General features: G+C 48.5%; 16 protein-coding genes. 1 reads left to right on the top strand and 15 read right to left on the bottom strand.

All coding sequences use genetic code 11. From position 1 onward, the window contains the following. Nucleotides 1–4: 4 nt before the first annotated feature. The 5 genes from K331_RS0122815 to K331_RS0122795 form a co-directional block, all read right to left on the bottom strand. Complete coding sequence (locus tag K331_RS0122815) at nucleotides 5–487, bottom strand: acyl-CoA thioesterase (RefSeq protein ID WP_018886046.1); 483 nt, start codon at nucleotides 485–487, stop codon at nucleotides 5–7. 213 nt (nucleotides 488–700) lie between these two features. Further along, nucleotides 701–1,456: a phosphate ABC transporter ATP-binding protein PstB gene (gene pstB / locus K331_RS0122810; protein ID WP_028592057.1), complete on the bottom strand. Its 756-nt coding sequence runs from the start codon at nucleotides 1,454–1,456 to the stop codon at nucleotides 701–703. An 18-nt stretch (nucleotides 1,457–1,474) separates the two neighbouring features. After that, nucleotides 1,475–2,371 (bottom strand): phosphate ABC transporter permease PstA, encoded by an 897-nt coding sequence (gene pstA, locus K331_RS0122805; RefSeq protein WP_028592056.1) that lies wholly within the window; start codon nucleotides 2,369–2,371, stop codon nucleotides 1,475–1,477. Further along, nucleotides 2,371–3,285: a phosphate ABC transporter permease subunit PstC gene (gene pstC, locus K331_RS0122800; protein ID WP_028592055.1), complete on the bottom strand. Its 915-nt coding sequence runs from the start codon at nucleotides 3,283–3,285 to the stop codon at nucleotides 2,371–2,373. The genes pstA and pstC overlap by 1 nt, the downstream gene beginning before the upstream one ends. A 104-nt stretch (nucleotides 3,286–3,389) precedes the next feature. Next, nucleotides 3,390–4,328, bottom strand: a complete 939-nt coding sequence (locus K331_RS0122795; protein WP_018886054.1) for a phosphate ABC transporter substrate-binding protein PstS family protein — start codon at nucleotides 4,326–4,328, stop codon at nucleotides 3,390–3,392. Nucleotides 4,329–4,568: 240 nt separating this feature from the next. Between K331_RS0122795 and K331_RS31155 the strand changes: the two genes are divergently transcribed. Next, the gene (locus K331_RS31155) at nucleotides 4,569–5,615 is read left to right on the top strand and encodes a LysR family transcriptional regulator (protein ID WP_028592054.1); all 1,047 of its coding nucleotides are present in this window, start codon (nucleotides 4,569–4,571) and stop codon (nucleotides 5,613–5,615) included. Nucleotides 5,616–5,809: 194 nt separating this feature from the next. Here the strand turns inward: K331_RS31155 and pyk are convergent, their stop codons facing one another. The 10 genes from pyk to K331_RS0122735 form a co-directional block, all read right to left on the bottom strand. Then, complete coding sequence (pyk, locus tag K331_RS0122780) at nucleotides 5,810–7,237, bottom strand: pyruvate kinase (RefSeq protein WP_028592052.1); 1,428 nt, start codon at nucleotides 7,235–7,237, stop codon at nucleotides 5,810–5,812. A 118-nt stretch (nucleotides 7,238–7,355) separates the two neighbouring features. Continuing rightward, nucleotides 7,356–8,384: a hypothetical protein gene (locus tag K331_RS0122775; protein WP_156897701.1), complete on the bottom strand. Its 1,029-nt coding sequence runs from the start codon at nucleotides 8,382–8,384 to the stop codon at nucleotides 7,356–7,358. After that, nucleotides 8,381–9,439, bottom strand: coding sequence for a Gfo/Idh/MocA family protein (locus K331_RS0122770; protein ID WP_028592050.1), 1,059 nt, complete (start codon nucleotides 9,437–9,439; stop codon nucleotides 8,381–8,383). The genes K331_RS0122775 and K331_RS0122770 overlap by 4 nt, the downstream gene beginning before the upstream one ends. After that, nucleotides 9,436–9,843, bottom strand: a complete 408-nt coding sequence (gene panD, locus K331_RS0122765) for an aspartate 1-decarboxylase (RefSeq protein WP_028592049.1) — start codon at nucleotides 9,841–9,843, stop codon at nucleotides 9,436–9,438. The genes K331_RS0122770 and panD overlap by 4 nt, the downstream gene beginning before the upstream one ends. Next, nucleotides 9,809–11,410 carry an amino acid adenylation domain-containing protein gene (locus K331_RS0122760; RefSeq protein WP_028592048.1) on the bottom strand — a complete coding sequence of 534 codons (1,602 nt, stop codon included), beginning with the start codon at nucleotides 11,408–11,410 and terminating at the stop codon, nucleotides 9,809–9,811. The genes panD and K331_RS0122760 overlap by 35 nt, the downstream gene beginning before the upstream one ends. 2 nt (nucleotides 11,411–11,412) lie before the next feature. Then, a complete protein-coding gene (locus tag K331_RS0122755) occupies nucleotides 11,413–12,411 on the bottom strand; it encodes a radical SAM/SPASM domain-containing protein (RefSeq protein WP_028592047.1) in 999 nt (332 codons plus the stop codon). After that, the gene (locus K331_RS0122750; RefSeq protein WP_028592046.1) at nucleotides 12,401–13,138 is read right to left on the bottom strand and encodes an SDR family oxidoreductase; all 738 of its coding nucleotides are present in this window, start codon (nucleotides 13,136–13,138) and stop codon (nucleotides 12,401–12,403) included. Before K331_RS0122750 ends, K331_RS0122755 begins: the two co-directional genes overlap by 11 nt. A gap of 1 nt (nucleotide 13,139) precedes the next feature. Beyond that, the gene (locus K331_RS0122745; RefSeq protein ID WP_028592045.1) at nucleotides 13,140–14,561 is read right to left on the bottom strand and encodes a glycosyltransferase; all 1,422 of its coding nucleotides are present in this window, start codon (nucleotides 14,559–14,561) and stop codon (nucleotides 13,140–13,142) included. Nucleotides 14,562–14,579: 18 nt separating this feature from the next. Next, the gene (locus K331_RS0122740) at nucleotides 14,580–15,383 is read right to left on the bottom strand and encodes a PHP domain-containing protein (protein ID WP_028592044.1); all 804 of its coding nucleotides are present in this window, start codon (nucleotides 15,381–15,383) and stop codon (nucleotides 14,580–14,582) included. Between the two features lie 23 nt (nucleotides 15,384–15,406). After that, nucleotides 15,407–16,051 carry an ATP-binding protein gene (locus K331_RS0122735; protein ID WP_028592043.1) on the bottom strand — a complete coding sequence of 215 codons (645 nt, stop codon included), beginning with the start codon at nucleotides 16,049–16,051 and terminating at the stop codon, nucleotides 15,407–15,409. Nucleotides 16,052–16,071 lie beyond the last annotated feature (20 nt).

Here is a 16,071-nt window from a genome sequence, read left to right as displayed (position 1 = left end):
GCTCTTATTCCTCCCCTTCCTTATATAATGCGAGTAATTGCTCATACACCTCGGGCAACCTTTTATCCAATCGTACCGGCTTCCAGTCCTGGCTTAGCCAAGCATGAGATGTCTCTCCCGTGACAAGCAGCTCGCCTTGTTCTCTAGGTAAGGAAGGCTCATTCTGATCCATTATACGCTTTACTTCATATTGATAGGTTAGTCGTAATTTCGACATATCCTTGATTCGTGTATAGACAACGATACGGTCATCATAACGTGCCGGCTGGCGATAGTGAACAGCCAAATCAAGCACTGGAAGCAACACACCCTGTTCCTCCAGCATTCGGTAGGTCAAGCCGGCTTCTCTTAGCATTTCAGTTCGTCCCGTTTCGAACCATTTTACATAATTGGCATGATATACGACAGCCATCTGATCAGTCTCAGCGTAATGCACACGCAGTTCAACCGAAGACCACCGTCCCCCCTGTTCTCTTTCTTCTGTCATGTCGTCCCTCTCCTGTTCTTGGTCAAGCTGCGCTTGTTCTCTCATTACATAGCTATGTATCCATTAAACCATATTTGCATGCCAGGAACAAAATAGCTAATAAGAATAACGCCATAAATTCTATGAACTTAAAAACAAAATAGGCCAGCCAGAGAAAAGCATCTGACTGACCTCATATAACAGACAGGCCACACCAAAGGCGGCCTGTCTCATTTAACCGAATCGACCCATAATATATTCCTGGGTCAGCTCATTTTCGGGATTCGTGAACATGTTCTTGGTATTGTTCCGTTCGACGAGTGTACCGATGTAAAAATACGCCGTAAAGTCAGAAATCCGCGCCGCCTGCTGCATGTTATGAGTCACGATTACAATTCGCAAATCCTTCTTCAGCTCTGTAATCAGCTCCTCAATCTTACCTGTCGAGACAGGATCGAGTGCAGATGCAGGTTCATCAAGCAGTAGAATGCTCGGGTTGACCGACAGTGCCCGCGCGATGCACAGACGCTGCTGCTGTCCACCAGACAGAGCGAGAGCCGAATCATGAAGTCGATCCTTAACCTCATCCCACAAGGCGGCCCGACGAAGACTGCTCTCCACAATCTCATCCAGCTGGCTCTTCTTCTTGACGCCACGGTAGCGAGGTCCGAAGGCAATGTTGTTATAGATGGATTTGTAGAACGGATTCGGCTTCTGCCATACCATTCCGATCTGCTGACGCAGCTTGATGACGTCGGTAGACGGATCGTTCAGATCCTTCCCGTCCATCCAGATATGCCCTTTGGTATGAGAAGAGGCAATTTCGTCGTTCATCCGGTTAAGTGAGCGCAGGAAAGTGGACTTTCCGCAGCCTGAAGGGCCGATTAGCGCCGTCACGGTCTGCGCAGGGAACTCTAGGCTGACCTTTTTGACCGCTTCAAATTGTCCATAATATATACTTAAATCTTCAGTACTAAAGGGTTGTGCCATCGTATTGTCATCCTTTCTTTAATCCATGCGCTTGGCTGCTGTAAGCTTTCTGTAGACTACTTTACCGATAAATCGAGCGGAGAGGTTGAACACCAGCACGAGAATAACGAGAACTGCAGATGCTCCTGCAGCGATCTGTGCTGAATCGGGTGCTACACCCTCACTGTTAACCTTCCAGATATGAACGGCAAGTGTCTCCGCAGGACGCAGCGGATTAATGGGCGACCGTGGGCTCAGTGGATTCCAATCCGTGAAATCTAATGGAGGTGTCGTCATACCTGCTGTAAAGAGCAAGGCAGCCGCTTCCCCGAAGATTCTGCCTGCAGACAGGATTGTACCTGTCATAAGACTTGGCAGTGCTGCTGGCATCAGAATGGAGGTGATGATCTTCCACTTGGACAATCCCAATGCGAGACCCGCTTCCTTCTGCTCCTTCGGTACAGCCCGCAGTGCCTGTTCTGTCGTACGCACCATCAATGGTAGATTGAAGATCGCTAACGCCAGTGCACCGGACAAGAGAGAGAAGCCCAGATTAAAGGTATTTACAATCAGAAGCAAGCCGAACAGACCAATTACAATAGAAGGGAAAGAGGACAGTACCTCTACCGTAAGGCGGATGAAATCCGTCACCCGGCCTGGTCTTGCATATTGTGCCATATAAATCCCTGCACCCCATCCCAATGGGATAGTGATCAGCAAGGTCAGAATGAGCAAGAATACCGAGTTAAATAGCTGCGGTCCGATCCCGCCACCAGCTCGTAGTGTCTGAGGAGCGCTTGTCAGGAAGTCCCATGAGATATGACTGATTCCTCGATACAGAATATAACCGATGAGTCCTACCAGAATCGCTACAATGAGTAGAGCAAAAAAACAAATGACTACTGTGGCGACCTTATTTATCGTTTTTGCCTTCATCATGAAATTCGGTTTCTCCTTTCAAGCATTCTTACCAGCAGTACGAAGACAAAGGTCATGAGCAGGAGAACCAAAGCCATACTCCACAGAGCATTGTTATGCACCGTGTTCATAGCCGTATTGCCCATACTGAGGGTAATGACACTCGTCAGGGTAGAAGCTGATTCCAGCAGGGATGTAGGCACATGCGGTGCATTACCAATAACCATCTGCACAGCGAGTGCTTCTCCAAAAGCACGTGCCATACCAAGAACTATACCTGTCAGCAATGCAGGCAGCATCGTCGGCACAACAACTCGTGCAATCGTCTGCCAGCGGGTTGCACCCAGGGCATAGGAGGATTCGCGCAATCCTTTAGGCAGTGATGCCAACGCATCAGCCATAATACTAGTAATAGTAGGCAAAATCATGATCGACAGAACCAGACAGCCTGCCAAGATCCCGTTCCCTTGACCACCAAAAATATTACGCAGCAACGGAACAAGTACAGACAGACCGATAAATCCGTAGACAACGGATGGAATTCCGGAGAGCAGTTCAATAGCCGGCTGCAAGATACGTTTGCCAAATTTCGGCATAATCTCTGTCATGAATAGCGCGGCACATAGACTAAGCGGACTTGCGATCAAGGCCGCCAATATGGTGACTAGAAATGAACCCGTAATAAACGGTAGCGCACCATAAAGCTTCGGCTCTCCATCCGGTGCCCATTTGGAACCGAAGAAGAAATCTTTAATACTGACACCATTCACATAGAAGGTGGCCACTCCCTTAGAAGCGACAAAGTAAACTATAGAGATGATAACAGCAATCAGAAAAACGACACAAACCGACGTCAATAACCGGCCGGTCCATTCTTCCCAAAAGTGTTTTTCTTTCCATCTTACGTCTTGGGCTTGTTTATTTTGTTCCATGGATGCCTTCCCTTCATATCACATCGTATACCGTCTTATAACCGAAGAATAGAGGCGGAGCAATTCCGCCTCTTCTTCGTTATACGATCCAGATCAAAGCCGGATTATTTGTTGGTGACATTTCCGTCTACATCACGAGATACTTTCATACCGCTCATCGGGATGTAGCCAAGATCAACAACATCGGATTTTTGAATTTCATCGGACAGGATGTAATCCAGGAAAGCTTTTACGTGTGGAGCAGGCTCACCTTTAGTGTACATGTGCTCATAAGCCCATACTGGATATTCACCGGATTCTACTTTTTCTACAGTAGCTTCAACACCATCATATTTCAGAGCAGTTACTGTGTTGTCCAGGTAAGACAGTGCAAGGTAACCAATAGCGCCTGGAGTTTCAGCAACCAGCTTTTTTACTGTACCGGAAGAATCTTGTTGAATGGAGCCTGGAAGATCTTCAGTTTTTGTGCCCAGAGCGTACTTCTCGAAAGTAGCACGTGTACCGGAGCTGCTAGGACGGTTGATGATTACGATCTCTTGATTCGCTCCACCAACTTCGCTCCAGTTCTTGATTTTACCAGTGAAGATACCAACCAGTTGGTCCTTAGTCAAGCCGTCCACGCCAACTTGTGGGTTAGCTACTGCGGACATTGCTACTACTGCTACCAGGTGGTCAACCAGCTCATCTGCGCCAGTTTCCAGCTTTTCTTCAGCAAATACGTCAGAGTTACCAATATCCGCTTGTCCGCCGGATACTTGCGTCAGACCCGTACCACTACCGCCGCCTTGAACTTGTACAGAAATATTTTTATACTCTTCTACAGCCATGAACTTCTCTGCAGCCTGCTCTACTAGCGGCTGAAGTGCACTGGATCCTACAGCCAGAACGTTACCGCTAAGCGCTGGTGTCTCCGAGCTGCTGCTTGCGTTGTTTGCTGGTGTTTCTCCCGCACCTTGACTCGCGTTGTTCGTGCCTGATCCGCATGCAGCCAGCAGGAACACCATAGTTAGAGTCATCAGAATGAACGGCCATTTTTTCAACATTGTACTTGTCCTCCCCTTAATAAGTGACGGTTTTTGTTTATTCCCATCAGCACTTCTACATTGTAGAAATCGAATGTTAGGTTAAAAACATCGTTTTGTAAAAATAATATTAAATAATCATAGATAAATTATTCTTTTATATATAAAATATCTATGTAACTTCGTTTTTTTCTATCATCCATTTAAATTTTTGGGGTTATCAGGAAATGAACAATTCACACATGAGGTGTAGAAGGATAGATGAATATACTCAAATTGCAGATACTTGTCCTCATCGACAAATATCATAAAGTAACGGAGGTCGCACAGTCACTGAAGCTGAAGCAACCAACCGTGTCCTTTCACATGAAAAAAATGGAGCAGGAGCTTGGAGTCCGCTTATTCGAGATCGGCCGCGGCAGGACAAGTCTCACAGGTGCTGGCAAGGTGCTGCTCAGCTATGCGAAGCAGATTACCACGCTGGAATCATCCGCCAGACAGGCGTTAAAGGACTACACTACTCAACATGCAACTCTAATACGAATAGCTGCTGAGGATATTCCCGGTAATTTTATATTGCCGACACTTATTGCGAATTATTCAGGCAGGTACCCCGCAGCAACTGTGAAGCTGATGGTCCAGACAAGAGAGAACATTCTGTCGATGCTGGCTGCCGGAGAGGTTGACATTGGATTCACACACGAGCAACCCGATGCTTCCCTTGGTCTTAGTTCAAGCATCATTCTGGAGGACGAGATTGGTATTATACAAACTGTGAATGATCACACTGGGAAGGCTGCAGTGGATTCTTACAATAGAGAACATAGAGCTACTGAGGATCAAGGTAGAGAGCATCAGACCACAGAGCACAGCATCACTGAACGCGGGATTATGAAGTCTCCGATTACAGAACAATGGATTGAGGAGCAAATGAAGGCGGACCGATTAATCGTTCAGGATGCTAGCAGCCAGCTAGGTCAGTTCACGCAGCGCTGGTGCGAGTATCGGGAGCTGAGCTACAACGCTGGACTAGAAATGAACTCCACTCAGGCACTGGCCGGCATGGTGCAGAGCGCTAACCTGATCTCCTTCTATCCACGCATCGCTTCATCCCAACTGCCACAAGCAATCAACTGGCAAGCGATATCAACGGGACAGGGAACCAATCGCTCGCCATTGTATCGCTATCAGGTATGGATGCATAACCGTGCAGAGTCGTTAACACCAGCAGGTGAGCAGCTTACAGCCCTGATCAACGAGTGGAGCAAGCAGAGGCTTGAGCAGGAGACCGTAGCCCATCCTGGATGAATCCGATTTTGATGCTGTCTTGCATTAAAGATGACCAGGAGCAGGGCCTCTACTGCCAGATAGTCCGAGGGTGCAAGCTACCGCACGCAAAAAAACGCCCCGGCGTAGATTTCTCTACTGCCGGGGCGTTCCCTGAAGTATTCAGTAATTATGCAATGTATGGACCAGATTCATTCGTCTAACGACGTCCAGTCTTATACGTTCGCTGCAACCTGGCTGATCTTGATCAGGTTCGTAGATCCGGAGCGTCCGAGTGGAACACCTGCTGTAATGACTACCAGGTCGCCATCCTTCACGATACCGGATTTCAGGCCGCCCTCCATCGCATTGTTGAACAGCGCATCCGTTGTGTCGCAAGCGTGTCCTTCTACCGCTACTACACCCCAAGTAAGAGCCAGACGACGCATAGTTCTCTCATCGTTGGTAACAGCTACAATTGGAGCTTCTGGGCGGTATTTGGAGATCATGCGTGCTGTCGTACCTGATTCCGTGGAAGTCAGGATTGCTTTAGCGTGCAGATCCAGTGCCGAGATCGCTACCGATTGGCTGATCGCTTCAGTGATGCTGATCTCTTGAGCTGTTCTTTGCTTCTTGAACAGTTGACGGTAATTCAATGCAGACTCTGCTTTCTCAGCAATGCGAGCCATGGTCAGTACGGATTCAATCGGATACTTACCAGCAGCTGTCTCACCGGAGAGCATGATTGCATCTGTTCCGTCAAATATTGCGTTCGCTACGTCACTTGCCTCGGCTCTTGTCGGACGAGGATTGCGTTGCATGGAATCCAGCATTTGTGTAGCCGTAATAACCGGTTTGCCAGCTACGTTACACTTTTCGATCATGCGTTTTTGTACGAGTGGTACTTCTTCCGCAGGGATCTCTACGCCCAGGTCACCACGAGCTACCATCAGGCCATCGGAAGCTTCCAGAATCTCATCCAGGTTATCCACACCTTGCTGGTTCTCAATCTTGGAAATAATCTGAATGTGTCCTGCATTGTGCTTCTGAAGCAGTTCACGGATTTCGAGCACGTCACTAGCTTTGCGCACGAAGGAAGCAGCGATGAAGTCAACTCCCTGCTCAATTCCGAACAGAATATCATTGGCGTCTTTCTCGGTGATCCCTGGGAGAGAGATGTTTACGCCAGGTACGTTAACACCTTTCTTGCTCTTGATCGTACCACCATTCACAATGAGACATTTAATCTCAGTAGATGCAACCTCTACAACAGTGAGTCCAATCAGACCATCGTCGATCAGAATCGTGGAACCAGGCTCAACATCGGAAGGAAGATCGGCATATGTGATCGAGATGCGGTCTTTGTTGCCCAGAATTTCTTCCGTGGTCAGTGTCACATATTCGTCCTGAACCAATTCAATTGGTTCAACTTCAAGCTTTCCAGTCCGAATTTCTGGTCCCTTTGTATCGAGCAGAATAGCAACATTCTTACCAAGCTCTTTGCAAGCCTGACGGATATTTTTGATCCGGTTGCCATGCTCCTCGAAATCACCGTGGGAGAAGTTCAGACGGGCTACGTTCATTCCTGCCATGATGAGCTTCTTCAGATTTTCCAAAGACTCACTGGAAGGGCCGATCGTACATACAATCTTTGTTTTGCGCATTGTGGGTTTCCTCCGTTTTCTTCAAAAAGGTCTGTCTTTATATCTTTTTCCAACAATTAAATCTACTATACTTTTACCCATTTGTATAGGCATGCGGTCACTTTTTTATCAAATCAGGTTACAGTTTTCCAATACATTCCTGAATAACCTGTGCTTCACTCTTTCGAATGCCATCAAGGTTATGTCTTATTAGTCTTATATACTCTTCTTTACGCTCGATTTGATATTTTAAGACCAGTTGCTCGTTCACCAGACATTTGATACGCATTTGCTCCAGTATGTCCAGCCAAGCTGGCTCGCAGTGCAGCCCATACTTTGCGGCAAGATGCTTCATTAGCATGATCAGGACTGCCTTATGATTGCTCAGCTGATGGAAGGGCCGAATGTCAAGCTTGATGCCCGCTGAAGCCCCTTGATTCAGATATCCTACTAACCAATCGTAGATACCGATCCCGTATACGGTGCGCGATACATCATAATTCTGGTGCTGGAAATGAAAGCCGAACACGTTGTCATCGATAAAGCTGTCGTTCATCTGAAGCACATGCTTACAGCTGGAGTCCAGATAGTCCATAAGTAATTGCTTTATTCTCCGCGTATCAATATAGTATTCTCTCATTTTACTCATATTAAACAGTAATATATTAAAGACTTTCTCCTGTAACATCTTCTCTCCACTCAAGCATCGAGCCTGCTCCACTTCACTATAGGACAGCTCCAGACAGCCATATTTCCCATTTGTAAAATTATCTGCAGCAGCAAACACCCCGCGCTCTTCATCATATCCATAGACTAAGGCGACATCATGGAGAAAATGCTGACGCTGAAATCTACTGCTATCCCGGAGAAAGTAATGATCCAAGAACATGAATATGTACTTCTCTTCACAAATCCAGGCAGACATCTGCTCAATAAGCTTCGTCTCCAAGGCTTGCTGACTGATAATCTCCAGCTGCTCTCCCAGCTTTGCTCTCTCCACTACAGCGTATTTCAGGACATTGTTGCTTTTTACATATAAAAAAATGCTGTTCATAAGCATCATCTCTTGACCAGAAGCGTGGGTCTGCAGCACGGCTGTAAGTCCAGCTGAAGAGCTATAGCAGTTGTTAACGGGCGGGAACTGTATCGGGAGTATCTTCCTGCTCATAGATTGCACCAAGAATCTTCCGAAGCGGACTGATAGGCTGCCTTCACAATCCGCAAAGAGCATAGTCCCTCTTCCCCTGGCGCAATCAAGGGCTTGCCTTCCTGAATGGCATCAATGAAATTCTGTGTAATCAGTTGATGTCTCTCGAACTTCTGATAGGACACCGGGGTGGACTGTTCAACATACTGCGGCTTGGCGAACATATCCTGCTCGTGCTTATTGAACACATCGTCTGCTTGCGCTAATTGGGTAAATTGGAGAATGTCCTTCTCGATTACAATTTTACCCTCAGATCCAATAATCTCCAATCTATTGGTTCCTGGATATTCCGATACAGAGCTGATGAATAGTCCCGACGCCCCATTGGCGTATTCCGCATAGATAGTCGCCTCATCCTCCACCTCAATCATCCGATGCTTGCCACAGTATATGAAAGCACGAATACGGCTAGGCATCCCGCACATCCATTGCCACAGATCCAGCTGATGTGTCGCCTGATTGATCAGGATTCCTCCCCCTTCACCGCGCCAGGTCGCTCTCCAGCTATTCGAGTCATAATAGCGTTGGGTGCGGAACCAATCCGTCACAACCCAGTTCGTTCTTCGCAGCTCGCCTAGCTTCCCTTGCCTAATCAACTCTCTGGCCTGCTGATAGATCGGGATGGTCCGCTGGTTGAACATCATGGAGAATACAATCCCTCTGGCCTGCGCCTCTGCATTCATGGCAGCTACCTCTGCCACATCAATGCCCGCTGGTTTCTCTAGCAGCACATGTAAATTACATTTCATCGCATAGGTCGCAATCTCAGGATGGCTCAGATGGGGGGTAGCCACCAGGACGGCGTCTAGCTCCCCCGATTGAAGCATTTCCTTATAGCTGGAATACAGCTTGATCTCTGTCCCGTATTGCCCACTCAGCTCTTGCATCACCTGAAGATTATGATCACAGACAGCTGTAAGCCTGCAGCCTTTGATTTTGTTCTCAAATAAATACTTCATATGCTTGATGCCCATGCTGCCAATACCCACGACACCCATTCGTACGAGGTCGTTCATCGCTTTTCACTTCCTTGTGCAGGATAGAACTCTCCATGTATTTCCTTGTTCTGTAGCTGCTCAATACGATTGCCGTGGCCCATAAAAGCAATAATGGGTTCGTGGGATTTTGCTGCTTGCCGCTCCATATAAGCATAGGAGATAATGATAACTTCATCTCCGGGCTGCACCAGTCTTGCTGCTGCTCCATTCAAGCAGATGACTCCACTGCCTCGCTCACCAGCAATGACATAGGTCTCCAAGCGGGCACCATTGGTGTTATTTACTACCTGTACCTTTTCATTCGAGAGAATCTCCGTCGCATCCAGGATGGCCTGATCAATAGTAATGCTACCTACATAATGAAGATTTGCCTCCGTCACAGTCGCCTTATGTATTTTCGACTTCATGACTGCAATATACACGGTAACCCGCTCCTTTCAATTGTTTTCGATCAACTTTGCCATTATGGTTCAACGGTAATGCATCTGCTCTATGAAAAGACCGAGGTATCATATAATGCGGGAGCTTATCCTTCAGGAAGGCTCTCCATTGCTCTGTTGACACAAGCTCCTGGCTGGTATAGAGAGCGAATAAGAAAGGCGTATGTGCCTGATCATCCACACCTGCAACAGCATGTGTAACCAATGGATGCAACAGCATCGCCCTCTCAATCTCCTCAGGCTCCATTCGCCGTCCTTTGAGCTTGATTTGATGGTCTACCCTTCCGATAAAGCAAAGGTTACCGTCCGCTTGCCTGCGCACTAAATCCCCGGTCTTGTACACCCGTAGCTGCTTCCCCTGATGCTCATATACTAGGAATCGGGCTGCTGTCTCCTCAACATTTCGAATATATCCCCGAGCCAGACATTCTCCGGTAATGTACAGCTCGCCTGTCTGTCCATCTTCAATCGACTTACCGTGCTCGTCTAGAATCAAGGGTCCAGTATGACGAAGGAACGCTCCGATATGAATCTCCTCCGCATTCGTGAGATTGCCAGCAGCTACCCACACCGTCCCCTCTGTAGGCCCATATACATTGTAGATTGTAGCCTCTGTCAGCTCCTGTAGCTGGCGCAGCAAGGGGAGCGGGAATGGCTCCCCGCCAATCAGGATCATTTTCACTTGGCGGATATGCTCCTGAACACGCTCAAAGCCCAGCAGCATCGACATAGCCGAGGGGGTCATCTGAATGAAATCAATTTGCTCATCTGCAATGAGCCTTCCCAGTAACAACGGGTTCTGGCGATGCCGATCTTCTGCGATGATAACGCGTTTACCCATTGTCAGCGGTAGTATAGTTTCAACCATGAAGATATCGAAGGACATCGGTGCAAGACACAAGAACGTATCAAGATGTTCGAAATCTATGGCTGCACGGAAATCCAATATGAAATTGAGCAGCCCCTGTCGCGTAATCATGACCCCTTTGGGCAGACCCGTCGAGCCTGAGGTGTACATGACATAAGCAAGCTCCCCTGGAGCCTGAGCGGAAGGACAACAACTTGGACCATCCGGTGTCTCTCTCACCTCTAACTGCTCCATTTCCCGATAATGAAGAATGTTAGCGTCCGCTCGAAGCTCATCTACATTCGGAAAGCCCTCATCCATCAGTAAAAATGGAGCTTGCGCATTATCCAGCATATACGCAACCCTGGCAGGCGGCAATTGAGCATCAATCGGGAGGAAGGCTGCACCCGACTTCATCACACCCAGCATCGCAATGAGCATTTCTGGGCCTCGACGGGTCCATATGCCAACAAGGTCAGCAGGGCTTACTCCTGATTGCAGCAAAGCATGGGCCATATGCTCGGAGGCCTCATCCAGTTCGCGATAGGTCATCGTGTTCCCCTGGAATTGGACAGCAATGCGCTCCGGGTGAGACTCCACCTGTAAGGCTAGTAGCTCTAATAAAGAGACGTCCCGTTCAGCACACAGCTTGCTTGCATTATCTACGAATGGATCGTTGGATGTAGCGGGAATCTGAACCATCGTTATATCCCTGCCTTCTGACCGGGCACGATCGCCTTCCTGCCCGATTCATCCAAATATCGATCGCCCGTAAAATTACTGCCTCCCCCGAACTCTGGCTTCAGAAGAGCAGCTTTGCAGCGCGTGCAGATAAAATCCGATGGCAGTCCTTCTGTCTCCCCACGGACATACTGCCTGATCTCGTTGGCTCTCGCGCTGTGCCACACATCCTCAATGCTACTCTCCAGTACGTTACCCAGCACGACCTCCCGTCTCCAATCCTGCGAGCAAATGATCGCATCTCCGTTAGCCAAGATGTTCATTCGCTCGAACGGTCTTAGCAGCTGGCAGCCTGCCAATGGATTCTGCTCCATACCTGTAATCGGAGCCAGCTTCTTGGCGTTCCCATGTCCTTCCACACTGCCTGCTCGATCGAGGAATCCAAACAAATGGAGCTTGGCCTCGGGGAACAGTTCCTCAATGCTTCTCACATTCTCCTCCATATCCACCCATGGACACAGGATGGCTACCAGTTGTATGTCGATCGGCAGACCGCTCGTCTTATTTCGCTCTAGCAGATGCTTGATTCTGTCTACTGTCTTGTGAAAATTCAATCCGGGCATCAGCTCCTTGTATAGCTCCTCCGTTCCTCCGAAGAAACTGATTCTAAAATCATCAATGAGCCGTTCCTGAAGGATCGCTTCGATCAATTCTTCGTTGAGACCAGACGTATTGGAGGAGACCTCTACGAAAATTCCGCTCTCTTTAAGCCTGCGCAATACGGACAAGAACCTTCTGTCCAATGTGGGCTCATTATTCATGTATGGAATGGCACGGACAACCTCATGGCTATGTGCCGCAAGCTCCGTCAGAATCTGGTCGATTCCCTCATCACTCATCCGTGCTGGTGTGAAGCATTTTTCGGTGGAGCTATAAGGACATGGAGCACACTGTCCATTACAGAACGATTGCGTCTGAAATTCGATATATTTAGGAAATGCCGAAAGCTCATTAATACCCAACGCTATTCCCCCCGTCAACAATTATGGTCTGTCCCGTTACCCAGTTCATGCTGTCCGTCACAAAGGCATAGATGGCTGCTTCGATCTGTTCTCCCGTAGCGATGCTACCAAGAGGGGTGTTACTCTTGATGCGCTCCTCCTGCTCTAACCCTATATCCGGGTTCAGCTCACTCTGAAAATAACCCGGAGCGATGCAATTGCACCGAATCTGATAAGGTCCGAGATCATAAGCCCATTGTCTGATTAAAGCCTCTAGTGCACCCTTTGTTGCAATATAAGGTGCACTGTGCCGATTGACACGATGGACAAGATTGCTGGACACCGCCACAATGCTTCCTTGTCTGCAAGCCACAAAGTAGGGAAAGAGAGTACTTACAATAGCCGCCAGTGACATGCAGTGAACCTGAAACATCCGCTCCCAGGTAAGAAGCTCGTCCGCGGTATAGGGTAGCGAGCATTTTCGGTAGACACCTGCCGTATGAATAACATTCAGGCGCTCCACCCTACTGAAATCCGCAATCGTCTCCAGACCTCTGGACAGGTCCGATAGAGTACAGCTCTGTTCCAAATCCACCTCCAACAGCCTCATCCGCTCGTGTTCCGAGGGGTTTGTGCCACCTGGTCGGATGATCCCGATGACCTCATGCTGCTGCTCGCACAAATGCTTACAGACCGCACCTCCCAACGTTCCTCCAGCACCTGTAACCACCGAAATGACCCGTTCCATTTCAGATCAGCTCCCGTTCCTGTATAGTTCTTCCACCGTCAGACAACTGCGCGTCAGCATGCTGAATTTCATTGCGCTGCGTCTTATACTTCTCAGTCTTGTTATTGCGGCCTCGAAGCTGCTGAGCTATATTCAGACAAGGTCCCCAGCAATGAATGAGATAAGCTGATACGCAGTACAGTGATGGTCGTGGCAGCACGACTTGATCTGAAGTGTGTTGTCGGGTGTGCTGTTGGATGAGACGCGCAATGAGATAATGAACTCCTGGTAGATAAGCTAAAATGAACAAAATGGAAGCCGCGCAGCCCCACCAGCCGAAGAGAAGCGTACTCCAGATTGGAAGCACCAGAAGCAGCACAGACGGAGAGAACAACCAGTAGATCGCCATCAGAAACAGTTTAGTAGCCAGTACAGCCGCTCTTAGTGTCTCCCAGACAGTCCGTTCGCCTTGATGGAGAAGCTGTGTGAAATATTTAAAAGCATGAAACGGCCCATTGAACCATACACTTTGCTGCCGGATATAGACCGAAATCCGATTCGTAAATTCGGCTTGCTCCAGGATCGGGACCGGGTATATAGGGATGCGATGTACATTCAACCGATATCCCAGACAAGCATCCTCGTTGATGGTCTCCTCCGGGAATCCACCCATTCGCCCAAGCACCTCATTGTGTGCATAGAAGCCATGGCCAATGACATAATTCATCTTTTCGCCCATAATCTCCAGCATTCTTTTTATCGGACCCAAGCTACGAGGAAGGCTACTCCACAAGCGGACAAAAGCCACTTGGTAACGAACACGAGTCAGCTCGAACAGGACGCTCCAGCGATTTTGCCACTGTGCGGCACTGCTGACATTGGAGCGGGATGCTGCCCCGATCGGGAGCGGGAAGTAGCTGTATTGCTGGAAGCAGCACTCACGTCCCTTCTGCGCAGCCTGATGCTCCACATCATCCAGAACGCGCTCATCAATTCTGGAATCCGCATTATAGATACCAATCCAAAAATCCCCATCCTTATGCTTGGCCCGAAGCTGCTCCACGGCAAAATTCAATTGATGAGCCATGACACCGCTCGCATCCTCATAATGAAGAATGTGTATTCCAGACGAGGGAAAGGCGGTCTGAGCCTGTCTTAACACCTCATTCGTATGCGGAATATCTTCTCTCTGTCGCTCTCTCGCCGTTGTAATGAACAGCACCTCACAGCCTGATCGCTGAGTTACAAGACTTCGAAAATGCAAATAAGTATCCCGGGCAATCACCTGCTCGTCCATCATCGGAATCAGCAGATACACCGGGACATCCAGACGTTGTACGCTTACTGGTCTTTCGTAAGACAGCCATTTAGCTGCTAACAGACTACAAATGACATTTCGGACCAGCATATAGACATATACAGCTATCAGCACAGAATACGTCATGCGTGTTCTCCCCACTTGTCATAGGGCATCCAGAATATTGATCTTGCTGCTGTCCAGCCACCAGGTCTGGGACGAGCTCTTGATGCCAGTATCCGTATGCTCCTTGTGATGAAAATCAGATCCGCCCGAGCGATACAGCCCCTTCTCACTGGCCAACGCGACATAGCGCTGCTGCTGCTCGAAGCTGTGAGACGGATGATAGCATTCCAGCCCTTCTAATCCATAGGAGATTAGCTCTTCTACCACCTCTACAATATTGACCTCATGCCGTTCCAGCCGTCCCGGGTGAGCAAGCACTGCAATACCTCCTGCATCGCGAATAATCTGAATGCTCTCCTGCGCCGTAGGCTTGTAAGGCGGAGTAATGTGATGCTGTCGGTAATCGAGATAGAGCACATTGGCCTCCTCCCGAGACGAACAGAGACCCTGCTCCATGAGTGCATAGGCCAGATTCCGACGGAAAGCCGCCTGCCCCTTATAACCTGATACGTCGAGCGAGATACCCTGCTGCCGTAGACACTCCTGCAGCTTCATATTCGCCCGAAGACTGGAGTGACTGAGCTTGCTTAGAAAACGGTGCAAGACACTTGAGCTTATATCCAAATCGTACCCTAAAATATGTAATTCGCGATGATTGCTTGTATTGATCTCGATTCCGGGTATGATCTGAAGCTTGTCAAGATATGAATCCTTCAAGCTTAGTAGGCCTTCTACGCTATGATGATCTGTGATTGCTATTAGCCTTAATTCTTGCTCGACAGCGTATTGGACCAGGTCATCTGGTGTAAGACTGCCGTCCGAGCAAGTGGTATGCATATGCATATCTACCTTCACCTATCATCACCTCAGCTTCGAACTGTTCCTACACAGAACTCCATAATCTCATCTGCATATCGTTCCCAGTCCATATCCTGGGTCTCGATCGTCAGCACCTCCATATGAGTGCGCTTACACTCCTGCTTCAAGGCCTCCTGCAGACGTTGAAAATAAGTGGCAATCTCTCGATCGTTCCGCCCAAGGCCCGCCAGATAGCGATCCCATTTTACTGAATTCCGATAATAGCGAGTGGAGTGAACACTTCTCTCCTCAATCGCCGAGTCGGGCAGCAGCAGCATGACGACCTTGTAGCCTGCACGATAAAGACGCTGATCCAGTTCCATGAGCAGCTTTTCATCTTGATAATACGACTTGATATAATTCTCCAAATGAAAGGTCTCCAGGATAGATTGATAGGACCGATAAGGATCAGTTGCGCCATATTCTGAATACTGCTGATCCAGCGTCTCTACACTACGTACAATATTGTCCATAATGGAGTAAATCCGATCCTGAACCTCTGCTCCCTGCTCCCTCCAGACGAGTGAGGAGGTATAGAGCTGGGAGGCCGTATATATATTGGAATATCCTGCTGTAACCATCCTTCTCAGCATATGGTGCAGGAGCGTAGTCTTCCCGCTGCCTGTGATCCCTTCCAGTATCACTCTCAGCATCGCTTATCCCTCTTCGCATC

Origin of the sequence: Paenibacillus massiliensis subsp. panacisoli DSM 21345 (assembly GCF_000426545.1) — a bacterium.
GTDB lineage: Bacteria > Bacillota > Bacilli > Paenibacillales > Paenibacillaceae > Paenibacillus > Paenibacillus panacisoli.
Note: the sequence above shows the minus strand (reverse complement) of the source record. Positions and strands in the feature narration are given on the sequence as shown.

Excerpts from the sequence above, each read along its gene's own strand:
- K331_RS0122735 (WP_028592043.1), bottom strand. The coding sequence starts at position 16,051 with ATGCTGAGAGTGATACTGGAAGGGATCACAGGCAGCGGGAAGACTACG.
- K331_RS0122795 (WP_018886054.1), bottom strand. The coding sequence starts at position 4,328 with ATGTTGAAAAAATGGCCGTTCATTCTGATGACTCTAACTATGGTGTTC.
- K331_RS31155 (WP_028592054.1), top strand. The coding sequence starts at position 4,569 with ATGAATATACTCAAATTGCAGATACTTGTCCTCATCGACAAATATCAT.
- K331_RS0122775 (WP_156897701.1), bottom strand. The coding sequence starts at position 8,384 with ATGAGCAGGAAGATACTCCCGATACAGTTCCCGCCCGTTAACAACTGC.
- pyk (WP_028592052.1), bottom strand. The coding sequence starts at position 7,237 with ATGCGCAAAACAAAGATTGTATGTACGATCGGCCCTTCCAGTGAGTCT.
- K331_RS0122745 (WP_028592045.1), bottom strand. The coding sequence starts at position 14,561 with ATGACGTATTCTGTGCTGATAGCTGTATATGTCTATATGCTGGTCCGA.
- K331_RS0122750 (WP_028592046.1), bottom strand. The coding sequence starts at position 13,138 with ATGGAACGGGTCATTTCGGTGGTTACAGGTGCTGGAGGAACGTTGGGA.
- K331_RS0122740 (WP_028592044.1), bottom strand. The coding sequence starts at position 15,383 with ATGCATATGCATACCACTTGCTCGGACGGCAGTCTTACACCAGATGAC.
- pstB (WP_028592057.1), bottom strand. The coding sequence starts at position 1,456 with ATGGCACAACCCTTTAGTACTGAAGATTTAAGTATATATTATGGACAA.
- K331_RS0122815 (WP_018886046.1), bottom strand. The coding sequence starts at position 487 with ATGACAGAAGAAAGAGAACAGGGGGGACGGTGGTCTTCGGTTGAACTG.
- K331_RS0122770 (WP_028592050.1), bottom strand. The coding sequence starts at position 9,439 with ATGAACGACCTCGTACGAATGGGTGTCGTGGGTATTGGCAGCATGGGC.
- pstA (WP_028592056.1), bottom strand. The coding sequence starts at position 2,371 with ATGAAGGCAAAAACGATAAATAAGGTCGCCACAGTAGTCATTTGTTTT.
- K331_RS0122760 (WP_028592048.1), bottom strand. The coding sequence starts at position 11,410 with ATGGTTCAGATTCCCGCTACATCCAACGATCCATTCGTAGATAATGCA.
- pstC (WP_028592055.1), bottom strand. The coding sequence starts at position 3,285 with ATGGAACAAAATAAACAAGCCCAAGACGTAAGATGGAAAGAAAAACAC.